The 23,320-nt window shown below is 64.2% G+C and carries 20 protein-coding genes; 5 read left to right on the forward strand and 15 right to left on the reverse strand.

The window, feature by feature from the left end; all coding sequences use genetic code 11:
• Window positions 1–69: 69 nt before the first annotated feature.
• From D6850_RS17890 to D6850_RS17925, 8 genes are all read right to left on the reverse strand, one after another.
• Window positions 70–4,329, reverse strand: coding sequence for a bifunctional class I SAM-dependent methyltransferase/DEAD/DEAH box helicase (locus D6850_RS17890; RefSeq protein WP_121168978.1), 4,260 nt, complete (start codon window positions 4,327–4,329; stop codon window positions 70–72).
• Between the two features lie 173 nt (window positions 4,330–4,502).
• Window positions 4,503–4,922, reverse strand: coding sequence for a hypothetical protein (locus D6850_RS17895; protein ID WP_121168979.1), 420 nt, complete (start codon window positions 4,920–4,922; stop codon window positions 4,503–4,505).
• Window positions 4,912–5,154, reverse strand: coding sequence for a type II toxin-antitoxin system Phd/YefM family antitoxin (locus D6850_RS17900; protein WP_121168980.1), 243 nt, complete (start codon window positions 5,152–5,154; stop codon window positions 4,912–4,914). Before D6850_RS17900 ends, D6850_RS17895 begins: the two co-directional genes overlap by 11 nt.
• A gap of 90 nt (window positions 5,155–5,244) precedes the next feature.
• The gene (locus tag D6850_RS17905) at window positions 5,245–5,916 is read right to left on the reverse strand and encodes a DUF6927 domain-containing protein (RefSeq protein WP_121168981.1); all 672 of its coding nucleotides are present in this window, start codon (window positions 5,914–5,916) and stop codon (window positions 5,245–5,247) included.
• A complete protein-coding gene (locus tag D6850_RS17910) occupies window positions 5,916–6,509 on the reverse strand; it encodes a regulator (protein ID WP_121168982.1) in 594 nt (197 codons plus the stop codon). The genes D6850_RS17905 and D6850_RS17910 overlap by 1 nt, the downstream gene beginning before the upstream one ends.
• A 68-nt stretch (window positions 6,510–6,577) precedes the next feature.
• Window positions 6,578–8,551 (reverse strand): ParB/RepB/Spo0J family partition protein, encoded by a 1,974-nt coding sequence (locus D6850_RS17915; protein WP_121168983.1) that lies wholly within the window; start codon window positions 8,549–8,551, stop codon window positions 6,578–6,580.
• 151 nt (window positions 8,552–8,702) lie between these two features.
• Complete coding sequence (locus D6850_RS17920) at window positions 8,703–9,092, reverse strand: DUF3768 domain-containing protein (RefSeq protein ID WP_121168984.1); 390 nt, start codon at window positions 9,090–9,092, stop codon at window positions 8,703–8,705.
• Window positions 9,093–9,158: 66 nt separating this feature from the next.
• Window positions 9,159–10,088 (reverse strand): ArdC family protein, encoded by a 930-nt coding sequence (locus tag D6850_RS17925; RefSeq protein ID WP_121168985.1) that lies wholly within the window; start codon window positions 10,086–10,088, stop codon window positions 9,159–9,161.
• A 374-nt stretch (window positions 10,089–10,462) separates the two neighbouring features.
• Between D6850_RS17925 and D6850_RS17930 the strand changes: the two genes are divergently transcribed.
• The 4 genes from D6850_RS17930 to D6850_RS17945 are packed head-to-tail and all read left to right on the forward strand — an operon-like array spanning window position 10,463 to window position 16,493.
• Window positions 10,463–11,143: an SOS response-associated peptidase gene (locus tag D6850_RS17930; protein ID WP_121168986.1), complete on the forward strand. Its 681-nt coding sequence runs from the start codon at window positions 10,463–10,465 to the stop codon at window positions 11,141–11,143.
• Entirely contained in the window at window positions 11,133–11,720 is a 588-nt protein-coding gene (locus D6850_RS17935) for an ImuA family protein (protein ID WP_121168987.1), read from the forward strand. Before D6850_RS17930 ends, D6850_RS17935 begins: the two co-directional genes overlap by 11 nt.
• Window positions 11,647–13,146 carry a Y-family DNA polymerase gene (locus D6850_RS17940; RefSeq protein ID WP_121168988.1) on the forward strand — a complete coding sequence of 500 codons (1,500 nt, stop codon included), beginning with the start codon at window positions 11,647–11,649 and terminating at the stop codon, window positions 13,144–13,146. The genes D6850_RS17935 and D6850_RS17940 overlap by 74 nt, the downstream gene beginning before the upstream one ends.
• Complete coding sequence (locus D6850_RS17945; RefSeq protein ID WP_121168989.1) at window positions 13,143–16,493, forward strand: error-prone DNA polymerase; 3,351 nt, start codon at window positions 13,143–13,145, stop codon at window positions 16,491–16,493. Before D6850_RS17940 ends, D6850_RS17945 begins: the two co-directional genes overlap by 4 nt.
• 51 nt (window positions 16,494–16,544) lie before the next feature.
• Here D6850_RS17945 and D6850_RS17950 read toward each other — a convergent pair whose 3' ends face one another.
• From D6850_RS17950 to D6850_RS17980, 6 genes are all read right to left on the reverse strand, one after another.
• Window positions 16,545–17,792, reverse strand: a complete 1,248-nt coding sequence (locus D6850_RS17950) for an MFS transporter (RefSeq protein WP_206019318.1) — start codon at window positions 17,790–17,792, stop codon at window positions 16,545–16,547.
• Window positions 17,789–18,457: a cytochrome c biogenesis CcdA family protein gene (locus tag D6850_RS17955; RefSeq protein WP_121168990.1), complete on the reverse strand. Its 669-nt coding sequence runs from the start codon at window positions 18,455–18,457 to the stop codon at window positions 17,789–17,791. The genes D6850_RS17950 and D6850_RS17955 overlap by 4 nt, the downstream gene beginning before the upstream one ends.
• 70 nt (window positions 18,458–18,527) lie before the next feature.
• Window positions 18,528–19,952, reverse strand: coding sequence for a mercury(II) reductase (merA, locus tag D6850_RS17960; protein ID WP_121168991.1), 1,425 nt, complete (start codon window positions 19,950–19,952; stop codon window positions 18,528–18,530).
• Entirely contained in the window at window positions 19,945–20,166 is a 222-nt protein-coding gene (gene merF, locus D6850_RS17965; RefSeq protein ID WP_121168992.1) for a mercury resistance system transport protein MerF, read from the reverse strand. Before merF ends, merA begins: the two co-directional genes overlap by 8 nt.
• Before the next feature lie 260 nt (window positions 20,167–20,426).
• Window positions 20,427–20,732 carry a periplasmic mercury ion-binding protein gene (locus D6850_RS17975; RefSeq protein ID WP_121168994.1) on the reverse strand — a complete coding sequence of 102 codons (306 nt, stop codon included), beginning with the start codon at window positions 20,730–20,732 and terminating at the stop codon, window positions 20,427–20,429.
• A 13-nt stretch (window positions 20,733–20,745) separates the two neighbouring features.
• Window positions 20,746–21,132 (reverse strand): mercuric transporter MerT family protein, encoded by a 387-nt coding sequence (locus tag D6850_RS17980; RefSeq protein WP_121168995.1) that lies wholly within the window; start codon window positions 21,130–21,132, stop codon window positions 20,746–20,748.
• A gap of 76 nt (window positions 21,133–21,208) precedes the next feature.
• Here D6850_RS17980 and D6850_RS17985 point away from each other — a divergent pair, with 76 nt between their 5' ends.
• Window positions 21,209–21,625, forward strand: coding sequence for a MerR family transcriptional regulator (locus D6850_RS17985; RefSeq protein ID WP_121168996.1), 417 nt, complete (start codon window positions 21,209–21,211; stop codon window positions 21,623–21,625).
• Between the two features lie 237 nt (window positions 21,626–21,862).
• On the opposite strand, the gene D6850_RS17990 is transcribed toward D6850_RS17985, so the two are convergent.
• Window positions 21,863–22,972 carry a hypothetical protein gene (locus tag D6850_RS17990; protein WP_147438929.1) on the reverse strand — a complete coding sequence of 370 codons (1,110 nt, stop codon included), beginning with the start codon at window positions 22,970–22,972 and terminating at the stop codon, window positions 21,863–21,865.
• Window positions 22,973–23,320 lie beyond the last annotated feature (348 nt).

The raw sequence follows: 23,320 nt of genomic DNA on the forward strand, positions 1-23,320 counted from the left end.
ACGGCACCGGAACGCGAACGGGCCAAAGCACCCTTTCGCGTTCCCCCGACCCATGGCCCGCTTTCTCTTTCAGGCGGCCTTGTTGGCCGCCGTCGGAGACCCATCCCCCACGATCCGGCCCAGGATCGCGGCAGTCTCGACACCTTCCCCGTGCGGCACGAAGACCCGGAGCTGGAAGGCGATGATCTCCGTGAAGCACCCCATGGCCTTCAGCCCGTCGATCATATCGCGGTCGGCGCCGTCGATTTCGAGGCGAGCTGCGCCCGCGACGCGGCGGCGCGTGAGCGTGAGCCCCCGGCCCAGATCGATCGGTGCGCTCGACCCCAACGCGGCGGTGAGCATTTCCTGCGTCGTCGTTGGGCTGCCGACCATGAACCGGGCTCTGAGCGCCGCGGCACCGTCCTCGCTGACAGTGCGACCAATCATGCTCCCCTGCCCCTCCGGCGTGACCCGGTAGATGCGCTCGTTGCCGGACGGAATGTCCTTCCAGATCGGCAGCAACAGCCCGGTCAAGAGGTAGAGCTTTGTCGTGGTCACCTTGGGCAGGCTGTCGGCCTCCTTGTCCCAGAGGCGCCGGAACTCGGACGGCTCGATTTCTTCCCAGGCAGAATTTCCGAACTTTGCTTCTTCCACGTATGTGGAGCCGGTCGGCCGCACCACCTTGCGCATGAGCGTGACGAACTCCTCGTCATACATCTGCATCGGACACGACGAGATCAGCGCCGCCCGGCCCGACGCGCGGTTGATCATCGGCTGCTTGTCCGGATTCCGATCCAGAACCTCTTCGGCGGAGAGCACATGAACCGGATCCGTCACTTCCAGCCCGATGATGCGTGTCACGGCCCCGGAACGCGGACAGGTCCAGAGGTCCTCTGCCGAGACCTGCTCGATCTTCTCGCCGCGCAGCGTCTCCACCCCGAGATCGAGCGTGCCGGCGGCCCGGGCCCGCTCGCTCTGATCGGCGATCCGCGCCATGAACTCGGCAAAGAGCGCATTCTGCATGTGGATCGGCAGCGCCAGGACGCGGTTGAGGAAGCGCTGGATCGGTGGAAGCTCTTCCAGGAGCACGCCGTCCTGATCGATGAGCCGCAGAGCCGTCCAGTCCGCGAAGCGCTCGTAGCTCATCGCCCCGGCACGTCCGGCGGCCAGATCGGCGTAGTAGCCCCGGAGCGCCGCCCGCGCCATCGGGCTCTCGAGATTGTCCTCATCCCGGAACATACCTTGCGAGCCGGTCTCGCGCTGACCCTTCGTGAGGGCCCCCAGTTGATCGAGCCGCCGGGCGATTGTGGAGGTGAAGCGTTTCTCGCCGTGCACATCCGAGGTGCAGACTCGGAAGAACGGCGCTGACACTTGAGCCGAGCGATGCGTGCGGCCGAGCCCCTGGATCGCGGCATCGGCGCGCCAGCCGGGCTCCAGCAGGTAATGCCGTCGCCGTTTCTGGTTCTTTGCTGTCTCTGCGGCATGGTAAGAGCGTCCCGTCCCGCCGGCATCGGAAAAAACCAGGATGTCCTTTTCGCCGTCCATGAAGGCGCGGGTTTCCGAGGAATTGCTACTCGCGCTGCGCTTCTCGATGAAGAGCGCGCCGTCCTGCGATTTCAGCGGCCGGATGGAGCGTCCCGTCACCTCGGCCACGGCCTCGTCCCCGAAGGCCCAGAGGATCTGGTCGAGGGCCGCGGGGATCGGTGCCAGGGACATCAGCTCCATCATCGCCGCGTCGCGCAGGGCTTCGGCCTCGCACGAGACGACGAGGGCGCCATTGGCATCCCGGAGCGGTTCGGCCACGACATTCCCATCGATCTCCACGAGCTTCTGGGCATAGATCGGGAACGCCTGTTCGAGGTAACTGACGACGTAATCCCGAGGCGTGAGCGCCCCTTCGACGAGTTCATCTTCCGGGTCCATCGCCTCAAGCCGGCGTTTCAGCAGGCTTTCGCCCGTGGAGACAACCTGGATGACGCAGGCATAACCCGCCTCCAGATCCTCCTCGATGGCGCGGATCACGGTCGGGGCCTTCATGCCCATCAGGAGATGGTTGAAGAAGCGTTGCTTGGTGCTCTCGAAGCGCGACTTGGCCGAGGCCTTGGCCGCCGACGCATTGGTCTGACCGGAGGCATCGTTGACGCCGGTCGCAGTCAATGCCGCCTCGAGATTGTGATGGATCGTCCGGAACGCACCGGCAAAGGCGTCGTAGATCTCGATCTGCGCCGGTGTCAGCGCATGTTCGAGCACGTCATATTCCACGCCGTCGAAGCTGAGCGCCCGCGCCGTATAGAAGCCGAGCGTCTTGAGGTCCCGCGCCACGACTTCCATCGCGGCAACGCCGCCAGCCTCCATCGCGGAGACGAAACTCTCGCGGCTCGGGAAGGGATATTCGGGCCCCTGGCCCCAGAGGCCGAGCCGGGAGGCATAAGCCAGGTTGTGAACGCTGGTGGCCCCGGTCGCGGAAACATAGAAGACCCGCGCCCGCGGGGCGGCGAGCTGCAGGCGAAGCCCGGCAAGACCCTGCTGGGAGGGCTTGACCCCCCGGCCCTCGTCCGAGCCGGCGGCGTTCTGCATGGCATGGGCTTCGTCGAAGGCCAGAACGCCGTCGAAATCCTCGCCCATCCAGTCGAGAACCTGGCCGAGGCGGGTCGTGCCGCATTTGCCAGCGGACCGCAGCGTCGCGTAGGTCACGAACAGGATGCCATCGCCCATCGGGATGGGCAGGTCGGGCTTCCATTTCGAAAGCGGCTGAATATCGGCAGGCGATCCGCCGAGATCGGTCCAGTCGCGGATCGCGTCCTCAATCAACGTGGCGGATTTGGAGATCCAGACCGCCTTGCGACGGCCCGCAAGCCAGTTCACCAGGATGAGCCCGGCGCATTCCCGGCCCTTGCCGCAACCGGTGCCGTCGCCGAGGAAATATCCGAGGCGATAGGCGCGGGCTTGCGCGTCATCGTCGGCGCGGGTCATCCGGGTCTGGTCTTCGTCGATGGTGAACAGGCCCGGCAGGTCGCGCGCATGCGCATCGTTCGCCATGAGGATGGTTTCGAGCTGAGCCTCGGAGAGATGGCCCTCCTCGATCAGGCGGCCGGGCAGGCGCAGGTTCGCGGCGGCCTCGCTCGAAGGCACAGGTGGGGCCACCGAAGCCATGGCAATGCTCTCGACCAACGGCGTGGGATGTTCCTGCGCCTCCGCGATCTCAATCCGCTGTGGACGATAGCGGGCGTAGATGTCGGAGACGGGGGTGTTTTCGCGCGGGGTGTCGAGCGTGGTAAAGACGAGTGGAATGGCGGCATGTGTTGCCGGTTTGGCGGTGGAGCTTGCGGTGACAGGGCGCTTGCGCGCAAGGGGAACTCCGACCCGGCGTGGCCCACGCAGTGCCTGCGGACCGCTCTGGATCAACGGAGTGGCTGGCCGTGTCGCAGCGACGCCATCGATTTGTTCCAGGGCCTCATCCAGATCGTCGATAACCGTGCGAACGATCTCGACCTCGTCTTGCACCTTGTCGAAGACCATGAGTTGGGTTTCGACGCTGGTGCCGAGCTTACGGTACACATGACCCGGGATCGTGAGTGCGAGACGCGGTCTTGCAATGGCTGAGGTCCGTGCCCAATGTGCCGGGTCCCGCTCCGGTGTGAATCCCATCGGCATGATCGCCACGAGACGCCCGCCGGGCGCGAGACGCTTGGCGGCGCCGATCAGATGTTTCGCAGCGATGTGTTTGTCCCGCGACCGATCGACCGAAGAGGCGAAGGGCGGGTTCATCACGACGGCGCCCGGAAGATCGGGCTCCGTCAGAAGATCGTCGATATGCTCGGCGTCGAAACCTGTCACCTCGTTCCCGAACACCGCCTCGAGAAGCGCCCGGCGGAAGGGATCGATCTCGTTGAGCATCGGCTTGCCGCCCGCGCGAATGGCAAAAGCGGCGAGCGCACCGGTGCCGGCCGAGGGTTCCAGAAAGGATTCGCCGGGGCGGATTGCGGCCGCACGCGCAGCCAGTGCCGCATAGGGCAGCGGCGTGGAAAACTGCTGGAGCCGGATCTGCTGCTCGGAGCGCCGCGTCTCCGTCAGAAGCCGTGTGGCGAGCATCTTCGCACCTGAGAGCGCCTCCAGACTGCTCTCCCGCACCAACTGCATCACCGCGGCGGCCTGCATCATGTCATAGGCCATGCGCCAGGACCACGCCCCGCCGGCATCGCTGCCATGATACGTCTCGCGCATGATCCGCGCCAGCGACGAACTTTTGAGGGGCTGGTCTTCGATCTCCCTGGCGATCTCTGACAAAGCCTTCCGGAGTCGGGCTTGTGATGGGATATCGGGTCCGTACTTGGGGCTTTGATCGGCCATGTCGTCTGTCCTTCAAGTCAGGTTGCGGGTCTGACAGGACAGAAAGCCTCCTTTCCACTTTTCAGGAGGTGGAGGCAGCTGAAAGTTCGGAAATTGGGCAGGTCAGAGAGATCGGACCCCGGTCTCCCGCGAAGTCGGCGAGACCGGCGCGTCCGTTTGCCAGTGTTCGGGAATCAGGTCCGGCTCGACAGCGTCAGCCCGCTGGCAGCGCGAAGGCGCTGCACCTCGCGCAGGATCGCGTCTGTGAAGGCCGGGCTGAACGATCCGCGCGGCGAGCGCTCTTCGAGCGTATAGGAATTCTCGAGAATGTCGGCGTTCAACTCGTCCAGAACGACCCAGAGCGGTATGTCGCTCTCGAGACTCGCTCGCCGCGCCTCGGTCTCGGGGATCTCCATGGCCGTCCGTCCCGGACCCGGGGCCTTGCTGGTGATCGGCGCGATGAACATGACGTGAAGTCCGGCCTGGTTCGTGACGACGATCACCACGCAGCTCGGCCGTTTCTTCCGACCTTCCGTCTCCCCGCGATCGGCCTGCCACTTCCACAGATAGTGGTAATCGAAGACCTGACCGGCGGCGGGGAAATCAACGGTCACGGAAATGCTCTTCGATGCCCTGGTCGAGAAGGTCTCCCAGCTCATCGGGCATGTCGGCCACATCGAGGGCCACCTGCGACCCGCGCCCGGCCGTCAGGGCCTGGAAGCGCTCCATCGACATGACCACGAAGCGCGGCTTACGGTGCTTGGTGATTGCGACCGGGGCGACGGTCGCCGCCTCGAAGAGATCGCCTGTGTTGCGGGTCAGATCCCCTGCTGCAAACTGTTTCATCCTGGCTCTCCACGAGCTTTCTGCTTTAATAGGAATATACAGAATCTCTTAATATTCTGCAAGAGGCCGGATTGAAAGGAGTTCACTCCCTCAAGATGGCCCGTCGTCAGAGCCCCGCCCAGAGAAGAACTCGGCCAGAACCGGGCTCGCATCGCCCTTTGCGGAGCTGAGGAGTTCGGATCCTGCGAGAGAGGCTTTCGACAGACGCACGAGCCCGCCGGTTTCCTCGATGCGGTAGCACCGGCGTTTTTGCCCTCCGCGTCGGTAATGGGTGGCGGTCACGATCTGGCAGGTGCTGCCATCGCTCAGCGCAACCGGTGCTGCGAGTTTGATCTTATCGCCCTCCTCGTAGTCAGGGATTGCTGCCCAGTCCCTGCAGCGCTGACGCCAGGCATGGGCGTAGCTGTCGGGATCGTTCAGCTCGGAAAGCAGGGCCAGAAGGCTGGCTGGCGCTCGCGATCCCACCGGCCCGGCGCTCTCCTCCATGTCCTTGTAGCCCCAGCAACCCTCGTCGTAGCGGGTGAGGAAGACGGCACCGAAAGTAATGGAGCCGTCCTCGTCCGTGACGTAGGTCGCGTCCTCGACTGGCGAGCCGTCGAGATTCGTGAGCCTCAAAGCGGCGTACCAGGTCGAGCCGACCTTGCAGGCCTTGACCAGCACCGTCTTGCGGATGTCGCTTTGATACGTGCAGAGCCGGGCGATTTCCGCTTTCTCGTCGGCGTAGCTCTTCACGCGGCGGTCGGTGTAGAAAAGCCAGCCCACTATGCCACCCTCCGATCATCGATTTCGATGAGCGCATCGAGCGGCACCCGGTAGGGCAGCATCTCGTCGAAATCCTCGCAATTGCCGCTGTTCTGCACGATCGCATGGGTGTCGGTGGCGTCCTTGAGGATCACCCGGAACGTCCCACCGAGACCTGAGGGGACGTCATAGGTGCCGCCGATCAGGTAATCTGCCGCGCGGCGCAGGAAGACTCGGATCGTGTGGCCATCGGTCGCCAGCCGGATGGTGTCGTGACCACGGTCGATGAGCATCTGCACGTCATCGAGAATGTCGGTATAGAATTGACCGGTCAGGTCGCGGAAGGCGGCTTGTCGGGTCGCCATCCAGTCGACGTCCTGAAACGGGTCGATGCCGTCGGCAAAGGCATGGGAGGGGTCGGCGCGTTCAGTAGTGACGATCCGCGTGGTCGTGCCGTCGATCCCGTTCGAGCGAAGGTGGACGCCAGTGCCGACGATCAGGATCAGGGCGGGTTTGCCGACCGGACCGTTCCAGTTCGGCAGGAAGGTGGAGCAGCCGCGCGCATGCGCGATCTGGGCCGCGACGCTCGCGGCGGTGAAGCTGAGAAGTGCCATGGGATCTACCTGTGAGTTTGAGAGAGGTGCGACCCGTACCGGCGCTGCGGTGCGGGTCGCCTGAAGGGTCAGGCCGCTTCCGCGACCTCGGTTTTGTCTTCGGGCGTCTCGGCCTCGGGAGCTTCGACCGGCTCGGTTCCAGCCGTCTGCATCATCGGCGGGCACCAGGACGCGACCGCCGCCCGCTGTGCATCCGTCAAGGTGGCGAAGGGCTCGGCGAAGAGCTTGTCGCAGAAGGCCACGACCTCTTTCTTGGTCGAGGAGGCCAGCGTCACTGCTTCCTGCGCGAGCCCGAGTTCCTCGCCGAGAATCTTCAGGAGCCACGCCTTCTTGAAACGGTTGAAGAGCGCCGCGTTGGGTGTCCAGTGCGCCCGGATGTCCGGCATGATCTCGACCTCGAAGTCGTGCATCAGACTGTCACGCTGCCGGTCCCGTTTGAGGCAGGACTGCGTGGTTGCCGCCGTGGCGTAGGCCACGAGCTTTGCCTTCTCGCCCACATCGAGCGCCCGGAAGAGGGCGAACTGGTCGGCCGGCGATTTTGCGTCATCGGCCCAGGAGAGATCGAGCGCGTCATGGGCCTCGGCCACCTGTTCGAGCGAGGTGCCGTCGATCTCGTCCATTTTCGCGTGGCTGCGATATTCCTGGCGGGCCTCGACCTTGATTGCTTGCGTCACACCCATGCCGTGGCCCAGCACATCGGTGACCAGCTTGAAGAGCGTGAGATCCAGCGTGGCCTCCGGATGCATCGCCATGGCGGCGCCAAGCGCCATCGCCCGCTCGGTCTTGAGGTCTTCGGTCAGCGAAGCGGGATAGGTGATCTCGTCGCTGTCCGCCGCGCCTTTCTCGCCCGCCGCGGCGGAAACCTTGCCGGAACTCTCCGCCTTGTCTTCAGGACGCACGAGGCCGACATGCAAGGTCACCTGCCCGTTCGACCAGGACGCGATCACGCCGGATCGCGCAAGATCCTCGGCGTCATAGGCCTCCTGCAGATCCCGTGCCTCGGCTTCCAGCACGTCCACCCGTTCGTAGAGATCGTTGTAGGCCTCATCCTCGAGGCCCTCGTTCTCCATCTCGCGCTCGAGGGTCTCCAGCTCGGCGGTGATCTCGTCGACGCGCTTCTGGCCTTTCTCATCGGGCTCGACCGGGCCGGGATAGACCCGGCCGTAGTCCGCCATGGCGGCGTAATCGTACTGGACCACCGCGTCGGCCCAGGCAAAGCCGATCTCGGCGCGAGCCACTTCGGCGGCTGCGGTGAGCTTTTCGAGGAGGATCGTTTCGACCAGCGCGGAATCCTCGAGCACCGAATGCTCGTCCAGGAGATCGGCCGCGATGGCGCCCCCGCGCGCCTCGTAATCCTTCCGCACGAAGGCCCCGATATCGTCACTGACCTGAACGCCACGGGACTTCAGCGCATTCCGGACCGTATAGGCCTGCAGGTAGCTGTCTTCCTTGGTGAGCGCCTCGAAGACCTCGCGTTGCACCTCCTGGCTCGGGTGATCGGCGAAGGCCTTCATCGTGTCGAGGGTGATCGACTTGGCGCGCGCCGCGGTGCGGATGTCGGGATGGATGAGCCCGTAGCGCAGACGGCCTTTCACGGCGGCGACGGTGGTGCCGAAGGTTTTTGCGATGGTCTCGGGTGTCTGCCCGTCGACCTCCATCATCCGCGCGAAGGCCTCGAACTCGTCGATGGCGTTCATCGGCGCCTGGGTGATGTTCTCCGCCAGCGACAGCGCGGTGGTCACATCGCAATCGTCCGGGACCAGGCGGCAGTCGATCTTCGTGCGGCTGGTGAACCCCTTGGCGGTCTTGTCCGCGACGAGCTCCAGGAGCGCCGCGTGGCGCCGGCCCCCGGCGAGAACGCCGAACTTGCCGTCGATTTTCTGGACGAGCAGCGGTTGCAGGAGACCCAGCACGGCGATGCTGGCCTTCAGATGCGCGATGTTCTCGGAGGCATAGGTTTCGGGGGAATTGGTTCGCACATTGGCCGGATGTGCGACGAGATCGCCGATGGCGACGGAGACGGGTTTGAGGGCTTGTGTCATGGGATGTCCTTTTCTGGTATCTGCACCACCCGGATGGTCCGGACGGCCTGACCGATCCCCGGATCCGGGAATCAACAGGACAACAGGCCCACTTTCCCTTTCGTGGGGTCAGCGGGCCTGTCGGTGGTGAACGGTTGGCGCACGCCCTGCCCTACCAGTCGTGCGCCATCATGATGGTCAGCACGCGCATCGTGGTCTCGGGGTTGTCGGGTGCCTCGGCCCCGTATCGGAAGTCCGAGTCGGCCTCGAACAGATCGATTTTCCAGAACACGGTCTCGCCGCGGATCGTGACCGCCCCGAAATCGTGCCAGCCCTCGGGATCGTTGTCGGGCTCGAACGTGTCAAACTCACCGGTAGCCTTCACCGCCTCGGCCATGAACCCGTCACCGGCCTCCATCAAGGAGCGCGTGACGTGCATGCGGCCCTGGATCGGTTGATCCGGGACAATGCCAAGGCAGGCAAACCTACGGAAGGCGTCGTTCTGGGATGCGATGACAGCCGCGTTCGGACGCGGATAATCTGCGGGTTCAGGATGGCTCATGGGTCTGTCCTTTCCGGATGGGTTGAAACCACCAGACCCGAAGCCTTCTTGCTCTGAGGCATCACCTCACGCGGCCCGATCGGCATCCCTCGCCCTGCCCGCCTGCGACCGGGCGATCAGATAGTCGCATGCCCGCTGCGCGTCCGCCGCATGCTTGAAAATCGCATTGGTATCCGAGCGCAGGACGCGGAGCCAGTTGTAGAGGTACGCCGCATTCATCTCGAGCGTATGCGCCGTGAAACCGAGCTGCTGGCCCAGGAAACATGACGTCAGCTCGGCGACAATTTCTTCGCGTGCGTAAGCCGTGTTTCCAAACCGGGACAGGCCGTAGTTGCGGTTCAGGCGATGCGGCGCCTTTGTGGCATGAGAATATTCGTGCGCCCAAACGCCGTAGAATTTTCGCGGATCCTGAAACCGGGAGATGGGCGGCATATAGACCTTGTCGACAGCAGGCATGTAATAGGCCTCGTCGCCCGCGAACACCGTGGTGATGTCGATGGCCTCGAAAAAGGCCTGCATATGCGGGATCGGCTCTGCGATCGGATGATCCGGCACGGGCTCGGGGTCGGGATGGAAACTGTCCGGGAGCCCTTCGATCTGACAGGCGTTGAAGACCCGGTAAGATTTCTGGAAACGCAAGACGCGGGCATCGTCAGTCTCGCCATCGTCAGCCCCTTCACCCCCCTCCCCTTGTTTCCGGCTCTGCCCGTAATAGACCACCAGAGAGGATTTCTCGCCTTTACGGATCCTGGCGTCCATGGCGTTGGCCTGTGGCATCGTCATCCAGAAGGGCGAGCGGTAGCCTGCAATCATTGTCCCCATGGTCAGCAGGAAGTTGTTGACGCCCTGGTAGGGCTCGCCGCTCACGCGCAGAGGCCGGGAACTGCCACCTGCCGTCCAGGGCTTGCGCCACGGCATGACTCCGCGTTCGATGATCCGGATGAGCTCGTTCGTGATCGACGCAGCGGCGTCGAATTTGGGTTTGGATTTGGCCATGGTTGGTCTCCGATATCAGAAGGAGCGCACGGTAACCGTGCGCGGACCGGAGAACGGTTTTGGAAAGCAGTTTCCCGGTGGGAGAGCAGGATCCCTCCGGAACCCCGCCTGACCCCTTCCCGCCTTCTCCGGATCCAACCGGACCCAAAGCCAGCTTTCACTTTCTGAAGGTATGAAAGTCCAAGAATGAAGGTGGCTCTCACGAGTGAAGTGGATCGGCGCTCCCGACCAGACCCTCGCTGTGGTCCGCCTGAACGACTGCTTTCGCCAAGTCGACCGGAGCGCTTGCCAATTCCGACCACACTTTCCAGACGTCAGTTGTTCTGTCATTGTTCTCAATCGAAACCCTGTTCCGATTCCCGAGCGTACCGCAGATGTGCAACCTCTACTCCCAGACCAAGAGCCAGGACGCGATGCGCCACCTGTTCGACGATATGCTCGAGGAGGATGAGGAACTTGTAGACAGCACCGGGAACCTGCCGCCTCAACCTGGCATCTGGCCTGATTATCCGGCACCGATTATCCGACATGGCGAAAGCACAGCATGGCAGCTGGCCATGGCCCGCTGGGGCATGCCGACGCCTGCGAAATTTCTCGAGGGCAAACGCACCGACAAGGGCGTGACCAATATCCGCAATGTGGCCTCACCCCATTGGCGGCGCTGGCTCGGTGTCGAACATCGCTGTCTGGTGCCATTCACCAGCTTCTCTGAAATCGACGGGCGACGAGGTGCTCCGCGCAATTCACCTGTCTGGTTCGCTTTGGGCGAGGACCGGCCGCTTGCCTTCTTCGCCGGGTTGCGGACGACGTGGACCTCGGTGCGCAAGCTGAAGGAAGGCGAGGTGACGACGGAGATCTTCGGCTTCCTGACCTGCCCGCCCAATGCCGAGGTGGCGCCGATCCACCCCAAAGCCATGCCCGTCATTCTTACCCGGCCCGAAGACTGGCGGCGCTGGCTGACTGCGTCGGCCGAGGACGCCCTGAAGCTGCAGCGCCCGTTACCGAACGGGATGCTGAAGATCGTTGCCGAGGGGGTGCGCGAGGATGCGGTTTGATCCGGCGCCGAGCGAGTTCTTTGCGCTGGCCAGGCATCGGGTCCATGAGGCCGAAGGTCCAGGTCGGCGCAGCTTCGCCTTGTTACAGGCCGCACGGCATGATGACGCGTTGATCTGGATCATTCCTGGGCATGCCCCACACCAGCCGATGCTCCGGGGTCTGCCCGAAGGTGTCGGGGAGCGGCTGCATCTCATCCGCCCCGCGAGCGAGACCGACCTGCTCTGGACCGCCGAGGAAGCGCTGCGCTCTGAAGGCGTCGGACTGGTGATCGCGGAGCCGGAAAAGCCCCTCTCCCTGATCGCCGGACGACGCCTGCAATTGGCCGCGGAAGCCGGTCGAACCACCGGGCTCATGCTGATCCGCGAAGGTCAGGGCAGCAACGCCGCCGAGACGCGATGGCGTTGCAATCCAATCGCTTCCGAGCGCCGGGACTCGACTCTGCATCAATGGGCCCTTAATAAGAACAAAAAGGGAACATTGGGAACCTGGATTGTGCATTGGAATGGCAAGACGGCTGCTGTCCATCCGGTTTCCGCGGCTGGCAAGCGACACGAGCCTGCGGAGACGTCCCGTTGAGGGACCGTTCGCCCTGATCCATCGATCAGGGAATGCCGATCATGTGCATTGTCTGAATCAAGCCGCCGAGGCGCGGGGATTGCATCAGGGCATGGCGGCGGCCGACGCCCGCGCCATTTGCCCCGATCTGATGACCCGGCCGGCCGATCTTGCGCGGGAAGCGGCGGCGCTGGCGAGCCTCAGACGGTGGGCGGGGCGCTATTCGCCGATGGTGGCGCGGGACGGCCCGGACGGGCTCATCGCCGATATCTCCGGCGTGCCGCATCTCTTTGGCGGCGAGGTCGAGATGCGGGCCGACCTTCATGCGCGGCTGGAACGGGTCGGCCTGACCCTCTCGAGCGCCATCGCAGAAACCCGAGGCGCGGCCCAGGCGCTGGCCCGCCATGGTGGAGGCATCCTGCTCGAGGGCGCGGCGAAGGACGGTATCGCGGGCCTGCCCGTCTCGGCGCTGAGGATCGGGAGCGATGTGGCCGAGGGACTCGCCCGGATGGGGCTGAACAGGATCGGCGATCTCACCGATCTGCCGCGGACGCCGCTCGCGCGTCGGTTCGGCCCGGGGCTTGTGCTGCGGCTCGACCAGGCGCTCGGCCTTCAACCGGAGCCGGTCTCCCCGGAGCCAGATGCACCGCATTTCGGGGTGCGGATGACGATGCCGGAACCCATCGGTCTTGAGGCCGATGTCATGTCGGGCCTCGCACGCCTGCTCGACCGGCTCTGCAGCACACTGGCCCAACATCATCGTGGCGCTCGAAGGCTACGGCTTGAACTGCACCGGGTCGACCGGGAAACCGCGCGGGTCGAGATCGGGCTGGCCCGGCCGATGCGCGATCCCGAGCGCATTGCGGCGCTCTTCGCAAAGGGCGTGTCGGAGGTCGAAGCCGGGTTCGGCATTGAGGCGATGCGCCTCATGGCCCATGTGACCGAGGACCTGCCTCCTGACCAGACCGGCGGGTCCAGGACGATCCGCGACGAGGATGCCCTGGCTGATCTGTTCTCGCGGCTCGGCAACCGCATTGGCTTTGACCGGGTGCTACGGCTCCTGCCCGCCACCAGCACAATCCCCGAGCGAAGCTTTCTCGTGGCGCCGGCCGCCTACAGCGCGGCGGAATCTCGGCCGCCGCATCGGGGTCCGGATCGCCCGATCATCATCTTTCCGCCCGAGCCGGTCACGACGAAAGGACTGGGCCAACCCGGTCATCCCCCGGCTCGGTTCGCCTGGCGGCGCATGTCTTTCACCACCCTGCGTGCGGACGGGCCGGAGAGGATCACGCCGGAATGGTGGTTCGACGATCCGGCCTGGCGTTCGGGCCTGCGGGATTACTGGCGGGTCGAAACCCGCGAAGGGGCTCGGCTCTGGCTCTTCCATACGCCGCAGGCACCGGCCTGGCCCGGGCAAAACTGGTATGCGCAGGGAGAGTTCGCATGACCGGCTATGCGGAGCTCTGTGTGACCAGCAATTTCACCTTCCTGACCGGGGCCTCGCATCCCGAAGAACTGGTCACGCGGGCCGCCGAACTGGGCCTGGCGGCCATCGCCATCACGGACCGCAATTCTGTGGCAGGGGTAGTCCGGGCCTTCTCGGCCTTGAAGGAGCTGGCCCAACTGCACGAGGAGGCCCGTGCAGCGAGTGACGGGGCCGAGGCCGGTCCGGCAATCCGATCCCGGCAGGTGACCGATCATTCCAGCCGCCAGACGATGCAGCACATGCCGGCAGGCGATGCGCCCCGGATTCCGCCGGACATGGTGTTGCCGAAGCTGATCCCCGGCACCCGAGTCGTGCTGACCGACAGCCCGGTCGATTGGCTCGCCCTGCCCACGGATGTCGCGGCCTGGTCGCGGCTGACCCGGCTCCTGTCCCTCGGCAAGCGGCGGGCCACGAAAGGCGAATGTCATCTGACGCGCAAGGATCTGCTGGATTGGGGTCAGGGCATGGTGCTGATCGCGCTGCCGCCCGACCCGATGGAGCACGCGGCCCGGGCGTCTTCCAGCGACCTGCGGCACATGCTGCGCACCTTTCCCGGCCAGTGCTTTCTTGGGGCGGCACCGCGTTATGACGGCCGCGACCCAACCCGCCTCGACCAGCTGGCCCGGATCGCCCTGGACACCTGCCTGCCGCTCGTGGCCCTCGGCGAGGTGATGATGCATCGCTCGTCCAGACGTCCGCTCGCCGATGTCCTGACCTGCCTGCGGATCGGCTGCACGATCGACACGATCGGAGAGCGCCGGCTGACCAATGGCGAACACAGGCTCAAATCCCCGGAAGAGATGGCACGGATGTTCCATCGTTATCCGGCGGCGATCCGGCGCACGCTGGAGATCGCCGACCGCTGCGCCTTCCGGCTCGATGATCTGCGCTACCAGTATCCCGACGAAGCACGAGACGGCGAGCCCGCGCAGACCCGCCTCGAACGACTGTCGCGAGACGGGTTGCATTGGCGCTATCCAGAGGGACCGCCCGCCCGGATCGTCACGCGGGTCGAGAAGGAACTGAAGCTCATCGGCGAGATGGGCTATGCGCCGTATTTCCTGACGGTCCATGACATCGTGGCTTTCGCGCGCTCGAAGGGCATTCTTTGCCAGGGCCGCGGGTCTGCGGCCAACTCGGTCGTCTGCTACCTGCTCGGCGTGACCGAAGTGCCCCCCGAGAGCATCACCCTGATTTTCGAGCGGTTCATCTCCAAGGAACGCGGCGAGCCGCCGGATATCGACGTGGATTTCGAGCACGAACGCCGCGAGGAGGTGATCCAATGGATCTATGAGCGCTATGGCCGTCATCGCGCCGGGCTGACCGCGACCGTGATCCATTTCCGCTCTCGCGCCGCGATCCGCGAGGTCGGCAAGGTCATGGGATTGAGCCAGGACGTGATCGCCCGGCTTTCGGGACAAATCTGGGGCTGGTCGTCCAGCGCACCGGGCGAGGACCGCATGCGCGATGCCGGGATCGATCCGGCGGACGGGCGCGTGGCGTTGGCGGCGAAACTGATCGGGGAGATCATTGGGTTTCCCCGGCATCTGAGCCAGCATGTCGGCGGCTTCGTCATCACCCACGGCCGGCTCGACGAGCTCTGCCCCATCGAGAACGCGGCAATGGAGGATCGCACGGTCATCGAATGGGACAAGGACGACATCGACGCGCTCGGTCTGCTGAAGGTCGATGTGCTGGCGCTCGGCATGCTGACCTGCATCCGCAAGGCCTTCGGGCTGCTGGAGGATCACCGCCATCTGCAGTTGACGCTCGCCAATGTGCCGCCCGAAGACCCGGTGGTCTATGACATGCTCTGCAAGGCCGATGCAATCGGGGTCTTCCAGGTCGAGAGCCGGGCACAGCTCAACTTCCTGCCGCGCATGCAGCCGCGGAAATTCTACGATCTGGTCTGTGAGGTTGCGATCATCCGCCCCGGTCCGATCCAGGGCGGCATGGTTCATCCCTTCATCAACCGCCGCCAGGGCAAGGAGAAGGTGGAGGACTTGGGAGCGGCCATGATGGAGGTGCTGGGGCGCACCTATGGCGTCCCCCTGTTTCAGGAGCAGGCCATGCAGATCGCGGTGGTCGCGGCCGGGTTCTCGGCGGCCGAGGCCGACTGGCTGCGCCGCTCGCTTGCGACGTTCAAGCGGATGGGCACTATCGGTGCGTTCCGCGAGCGGTTCATCTCCGGGATGCTGGCCCGCGGCTATGAAGCGGGGTTCGCGGAACGGTGTTTTGCTCAGATCGAGGGCTTCGGCAGTTATGGCTTCCCCGAAAGTCATGCGGCGAGTTTTGCGCGACTGGTCTATATCTCGGCCTGGCTGAAATGCCATCACCCCGCCGTCTTCACCTGCGCGCTGCTAAACAGTCAGCCGATGGGATTTTACGCCCCAGCCCAGCTGGTGCGCGATGCGCGCGAACATGGTGTAGAAATCCGCCCGATCTCGGTCAACCATTCGGTCTGGGATTGCACGCTGGAGCCCCGCAATGACGGACAGCTTGCCCTGCGGCTGGGGTTCCGTCAGATCAAAGGGCTGCGCGAGGAAGACGCGGTGTGGATCGCAGCCGCGCGTGGCAATGGGTATCCGGATGTTGAAAGCTTGTGGCGGCGGGCGGGTGTGCGGCCGGACACGCTGGAAAGGCTGGCCGAAGGAGATGCCTTTGCAGCCCTCGGGCTCTCTCGCCGCGACGCGCTCTGGGCTGCCCGGGCGTTGCGAGGGCCCAAGCCCCTGCCCCTCTTCGGGGCCGACGGTGAGGGCGGAACAGAACCGGCGGTCTCGCTTCCGGCGATGACGCTCGGCCAGGAGGTGATCGAGGATTACCTGGCGCTGCGGCTTTCCCTCCGCGCCCACCCGATGGAGTTGCTGCGGCCGCGCCTGCCAGAAAGCCTACCCCATGAGCGGCTGGACCGGGCCACCGGGCGCATCACCGTAACCGGTCTCGTGATCACGCGGCAGCGGCCCGGCACGGCATCGGGCGTGATTTTCCTGACGCTCGAGGACGAAACCGGCGTGTCCAACGTGGTGGTCTGGAGCCGGGTTTACGAGGCATTCCGGAAGGCGGTGATTGCCGGGCGGCTCCTACGCGTCACCGGCAGGATCGAACGCGAGGGGCTGGTCGTTCATGTGATTGCCGAGCGGATCGAGGATATCTCGCCGATGCTTTCGAGCCTTGGACGGCCAGCGACCGATGCAGGTGATCGTCAGCTCGGTGGAACGCACCAGCCCGTGCGCGGTGGCGCAGGATCGACCGCCCGGCATCCGCGCGAACAGGCCAAGAAGTTGTTTCCGAGCCGGGATTTCCACTAAGGAACCGCACGAGCAAGGTACATGGCGAGGGACGATAATGCGGGTCCACTATCATTTCAGACCCGTCACAAAACTCTGACCGCGCAGTGTCGCAACCTGAATCAGGGCAGCGATCGCGGAGATCACGAAGACCGAAACGACACCCAGGACGGAGACGATTGCCCCACCCACCAGCGGCAGAACGAAGGCCGGCGCGGTCAGCGCATTGAAATAGCCGCTGTAGGCCGGGCGCCGATCGTCCGGCGAGATTTCCATCAAGAGGCCGATGACGGCGATGGTCAGCCCGTTGGCGATCGCCCCGAGCAGAAAGAAGACCGCTGCGAAAGGCACGAGACTGCCTTGCGCCTCGGTCGGGACGGTCAGAAGTCCGAGCAGCGCGACGGGCGGCACCAGCCGCGCAATTGCGATACCGCGCATCAGGCTGAGCTTTCCGAGCCGGTCGCCCCACCAGCCCCAGAGCGGGTTGGCGGCGAGCGCACCGGCTGTCTGCGCAGCAAGCAAGAGGGCTACGTTCTCGAGGCCAATCCGAATCTCGCTGGCCGCGACGACGTAGAACGGCGCGGCGATCAGCACACCGCCGCCCGCCCATTGGGCGAAGACGAAGCGGCGGAACACCGGGTCGTCGCGGAACACCGTTCGCCCTTCCTGCAAGTATGCCAAAAAGCTGGCGGTGGACTTGGCGGGCGCATTGCGAGACGGCTCGCCCATGGCGACGAAGATGATCGACGAGGCAAGCATCAACCCCGCAGCAATGCCGAGAATCGCAGCATAGGAGAGGGGCGGGTCGAGTGCGCGCACGAGGCGGTCGGCGATCGCCGCCACGCCGAGCGCAGCGACCCCGCCGCCGAAGAAGCGCCAGGCAAGCATCCGGCTGCGTTGTTCCGATTGCACGGACCGGGCGACGATGTCGTTGTAGGGCACGCCGACGATCCCGCTGAGACCGGCATAAACGGTCCACAGCACCAGGGTCGCCGCTCCCAGTGCGGTGAAGGACCACCCGGCCGTTCCGCCAAGCCACAAAACCGTGGCGAGTATCGCGATTGCCAATGTCCGCCCGAATGCGCCAATAACGTAAAAGGGCATCGACGATCCAGCCTTTCCGGCGAGGTAGCCCACGACGATCTGCGGCAGGAGCCAGCCCAGCCGCAGGATCGTCGGGACCGCACCGACCGCTATGGCGCTGCCTGTCAGCTGATGGACCAAAGCCGACATGACCGTGGCGCTGTCGACCGCGGACGAGCCGGCCTGGAACGCCGCCCCGGCCCCGGCCACGTGCCAGAACCTGCGGCGCGGCGTCACGTCTCGCTCCAGTCCGCCGGATCGACATAGAGGCCGAACCAAATCGACCAGAGACCCAAAAGGACGAACAGAGCACCAAGGATCCAGCGGCGGACCCGTAGCCAGTCGGCGAGCCAGGAAAGCCGTGTTGCGAGGCCGGGCCAGAGGGTCAGCGGCACAAGCGGCAGCGAAAGCGCGAGGGCAAACGTGCCCATCAGCAGCATGCCCGACACCGCGGATCCCGAGAGTGTCGCCGCACCGATCAAGGCGAAGATGATCGGCGCTGCGCAAGCCGGGATGTTAAACCCGAACGCGAGGCCCTGCAGGACCGGATTGCCAGCCGTGCGCCACCGCTCCGGCGCGGGTTCTATGCGATGCCGCAGAACGCGATCCAAGCGGAACAGCATCGCGACACCGAGCGTCAGATACACCGCCCCGAACACCAGCCAGAATCCCGTCTGTATTCCGATGGCACGCTGCCCGAGGTAAACGATCGCTCCGCCAAACCCGGCCATGACGACGAGACGTGCCACGATGAAGCTGCCGGCGGCCGTCAACCGTCGCGAGGCAGGGCGTGCCAGTTGTCGGTCCAGAAAGAGGAGATGCGCGCCAATCGTGCACGGTTCGACAAAGCCCAGAAGGCCAAGTCCGAATGCCAGCGCAACAGTTTGATAGGGCAGGTCCAAATTTGCTTCCAATCAGATACCTATCTGAACTCTACCTCTTCCACCGACTGGAAGCTCAAGTCGCTCAATATCACCCCGCGCAGCAGCTGAGCGCCGCCACGTCCTTCTCAAAGGTCTGGGCGGCGAGTTTCAGTCCCTCGACCGTTGTAAGATAGGGAAAGATCATCGCGCCCAGGTCCTCGTAGGTCATGCCCGCTTTCAGAGCCATGACGGCGGTCTGGATGCTGTCAGCGCCCTCGGGGGCGAGGATGTGTGCGCCGAGGAGTCGCTTGGACGACCGGTCGGCCACCAGCTTGATCAGTCCCCTTGTGTCGCGCGCCGCAAGGGCCCTTGGCACGGCGGTGAGCGGCAGGACCGAGGTGCGCACGTCATGGCCGGCCGCTTTTGCCGAGGCTTCGGTCAGGCCGACGCTTGCGAGCTGCGGATCCGAGAAGACCACCGCCGGCATCGCGGCATTGTCGTAAACGAGGCTGTCGCCGTTCAGTGCGTTCTTCGTCGCGAGCTTGGCGCCGTAGGCCGCCATGTAGACGAACTGGTCCTGTCCAGTGACATCGCCGGCGGCATAGACGCCGGACCGGGTCGTCCGCATCCGGTCGTCGACCTTGATGCCGCCGCGGGCGCAGGTCTCAATCCCGGCACGTGCGAGCGAAAGGCTCTCTGTGTTCGGCACGCGGCCGGTCGCGAGCAGCAATTCTTCGGCGCGAAGCATCTCTTCGCCGTCCTCGGCTTGCACGGTCAGCGTGATCCCGGCCTCGTTGTGTGTCACGCGGAGGTAGGACGTCACGGTCCGGACTGTGATGCCTTCGTCTTCGAGAGCGCGCGTCAGCGCCTTGCCGATTTCGGGCTCGGCTTCGGGCAGAAGACCGCGGCGCGTGGCGATAGTGACGCGCGCACCGGCCCGCGCAAAGACCTGCGCCAGTTCGACACCGACATAGCCGCCGCCCATGACGATCAGGGACGAGGGCAACTGCTCGAGTTCGAGGATCGACGTGCTGTCGTGATGGCGAACGCTCTCCAATCCGGAAATGTCCGGCACGTGCGGGCGCGACCCCGTGGCGAGGATGACCTTGCCGGCCGAGACCGGATCGCCGTTGACCGTCAGTCGGCCGTCCTCGGCGAATTGCGCCACGCCTTCCAGGTAGGCGATCCCGTTGTGCTGCGGCAGGACATCGATGTATTTCGCGGCGCGCAGGTCATCGACAAGGGCCTGCTTCTGCCGCACGACGGCGGCCCAGTCGGTGATCTGCGCCTCGGCCTCGATCCCGTCGAAGCGCCGTGCCGCCCGCGGCGCGTGCATCACCTCCATTGCGCGGATCATCGCCTTCGAGGGCACGCAGCCCACGTTCACGCAGGTGCCGCCAATGATCCCGTGTCCGATCAGTGCGACGCGCGCGCCTTCCTCGGCGGCGGTGATCGCGGCGGAGAACCCGGCCGACCCGGCGCCGACCACGGTGAGATCGTAGCTTCCGTTTCCGTTCGAACAGCAGTCAGACATTGGTATTTCTCTTTTGCGTCCGGGCCCTGCGGACCAGCGCGTAGATCGTGAGTAGGACGAAGAAGACGAGGGCCGGGATCAGTACGTAATCGAGGAAGCCGGTGAGCGCCGACAGCCCGACTACGCCGAGAAGGATTACGAGAACCGGGGTGAAACAGCAAAGCGCCGCGATAAGTGTCCCAATCACACCGGTCAGCAGGAGCTTGTCTTTCATGACCGGGGCTCCGGTACAGAATCGGGCCGCCCGTGATCTCCCTCCGGTCTACGCATCCGAAGCAGGGCGAGTACTAGAATACCCACACTGATGGCGAGCAGAGCGGAGAGCAGGCCACCCATCCCGGAAAACAAGCCCGTTACGCCGACCAGCGCCGAGCCCAGCATAGCTAGACCGCCACCGCAGCACACGACCACGACAGGCGCTGCGATGGCAGTCGCAAGAATCATCCCGAGGCTCTGGTCGTTCATCGGCTGGCCTCAGGACTGCGTGGCATCTTCGAGCAGCACGGCGCTGTAGCCATAGGTCGAGGGCTGGGCAACGATCTCGTCGATGTTGGTCAGCGCATCATCGAAGGTGATCGTGTAGACACCGGACTCGCCGCTTTCGTGCCCTTCGAATTCGACGATCTCGACGCTGGCTGATTTCTGGAACGCTTCGCCGACGATGTAGGAACATGACGGGCACCAGAGGCCGCTGACCTCGATCCGGGCCTGCCTTTCCTCGGCCGAAGCGGCACCAGCCAGAAGAAGGGCGGTTCCAAGAGTGATGAGTATCGTGCGCATGTGAGGTCCTTTCTCAATATCCGAGGAGGGGCGACGCGATATAGGGAAAGGCCAGCGACAGGGCCACGGCGAATGTCGCCGTCCAAAGCGCGCCCTTGATGAACTTCTGATTCACCGGGCGTTCACAGGACCCATCGTCGCATTCTTGCGGCGCGGGTCTGTAGACCTTCCAGAATCCGTAGGCCAGCGACCCGCCTGCGAAGGCGAAGAGAAACCACTTGTATTGGTAAAGGGCACCCAACTGGGCGATCCAGGCCCCTGTGGCGCCAAGGCTGAACAGAACGAGTGGCAGGATGCAGCATGACGTCATCGCAAGAGCGCCGAAGATGCCGCCCGTCATGGCGGCTTTCGCCTTCAGATCGTGGTCTCGCCGGGGCGCCGGATCTACTTCTGTCGCCATGCTCGAATCCTCGGTTGATCCATCCTGCTGAAAGACCTACCGTCTGTAGTCGCTACAGATGCAAGGAGTTTTCGGAATGGATGAGATCACGAACGCGCGAGGCTATCCGATTGGCGCGATGTCCCGCGAAACCGGCGTCAATATCGAGACGATCCGCTACTATGAGCGCATCGAACTGATGCCGAAGCCCGACCGAACCGCGGGGGGAAACCGGCAATACACCCACGATCACCTAAAGCGCCTTTCCTTCATCAAGCGCAGCCGCGAGCTTGGGTTCAGCATCGACGAGATCCGGGCGATGCTGGCCATGGTCGACCAGGACCATGTAAGCTGCGGCGAGGTGCATGCCATGACGATGGCGCACCTCGGATCGGTGAAGAACAAGATTCGGCACTTGAAACAGCTTGAGCGCGCATTGACGAATATGGCCGCTGAGTGTGCAGCGGGCGACGTTCCGGACTGCCCGATCATCGAGACTCTATTCAATGCGTGATGTTTTCCGCGAAAATTCAAGCGGCCAAAAATCGGGATTTGTGATCAGACCGTTTGAGGTTTCAGCTGTGTGGCAACAGCCCGAGCGCTGGCTGCGTGGAAGACCTCTGCATGACCGGTCCGCCCCCGCCAAGGGAACGGGCCAGCCTACACGGATAAGGTGGGCCCATTATCGTTACCGCCCCGACCGGCGAATACCTCCGCTACCATGGGCGTGCCAAACCATCTCCACCAAATTTCAGGCCTCTGGAATGGCACCCTTCTTACGAGCCCGCTCGACCAAGACCGCATAGCGCTGCCCGACACCAACTTCGGAGAAATGCCTGCACCAGGCGGCTAGGAAAGCCTTCTCGCGCTCAACATCTTTCTGCTTCGAAAGGATCACAGCAATCCGGTAGGAATAGTATGGCGCGGGTGTCATGCCGGACCGTCTCCATCCATCGAGTCCCTCGCTGACGATCTCCACCTGCTTGGCGAGGTCGTTGTCGTATTGTTTGAAGCCGCCGGGGTCCTCTAGAACCGAAGGTGATCTGTCGGCCTCCAGTTCGGCCAACTTGCGCTGAATCGTAGCCTCGTCGTCCTTGATGAAATCGATCCTGTTCTTTTTCTGTCTCGCAGCCGCTTGCTTCGCCGTGAGGGCAGGCATCACATTCATCCGCTCGATCAAGGCATCGAGCTGCTCGAGTGCGTTCTCGTCCACTCTGGTTACAGGTTTCGATGGCGCCGTCTCAAGTCCCATCTCCTGGCGCTGCTTGGCCGGTGGCCACAAACCTGCGCAGTTCAAGATGACGTCGACCTCCCCGATCCGGGACTTCTTCAGTTCCACGGCAATTGGCATCCCCTCCGGAAAGCTTGCGACCTCGGCCGCCACATCGGCGGGCACATAGCCCAAGAAGACCCGTGACGTCGGCGCTTCGTGCGGACCAAGGATGCCGATCACCTGCATGGCGTTCTTGTCATGCTTGTTGTCGTGCACGGGGTTAAGCAATGCCCCGAAAGGCTCGCCCAGCAGGTCGGCTTGAGCTGCTAGTCGAAGAAACTCTCTTACTCCCTCCTTGCGATTGAAGAGACCTTGGACGTCGAACCATCCGCTTCCGATCGTCCACTGTACCCAGTCGCCCGCGGGTGCATTGTCGCCAAACTTATGAACTTCCCAACCCATCGAAACCGCAGCCCGCAATCCGCGTTGCTCGGCGCGGGAAGGCCCCTTGGGTTTTGCCACTTTGATTAACGGCCGGGTCTCATCAAGATGCCGGCGTTGTCGGGCCGCCTTACTCGACTTCCAGACCGAGAGTCCGAGAATGACAAGGACAACACCGCCAACGATCCACCAGACTGAAAAACTCACTCTCTTCCTCCATCTGACAAGCGTCTTTCAACGACGATCTGCATAGTGACAGCCTAGCGCCCCACTTGGTATTGCCCGCCACGGCGTTCGGGCTGTATCCGCGCCGCCGGTCCATCTGGCAGTCCTATCCCGCAACAGGCGAGGTTCTGCCAAGAGATGAAGGCTCGGTCGGTCAGGTTGGCATATCTACAATGGCCACACCCGGAACTGCGGCGCGGGCCATCTCAACCAGGTGCGCGTGGTGCGTGAATAGGATCGCCTGCCCACTTGCCCCGATCTCGGCGCATAGCTGCAGCGCGGCCCGGGCGCGCGTGTCGTCGAAAGTTTCCATGATGTCGTCGAGGATCA

Origin of the sequence: Roseovarius spongiae (assembly GCF_003651245.1) — a bacterium.
Classification (GTDB): Bacteria; Pseudomonadota; Alphaproteobacteria; order Rhodobacterales; family Rhodobacteraceae; genus Roseovarius; species Roseovarius spongiae.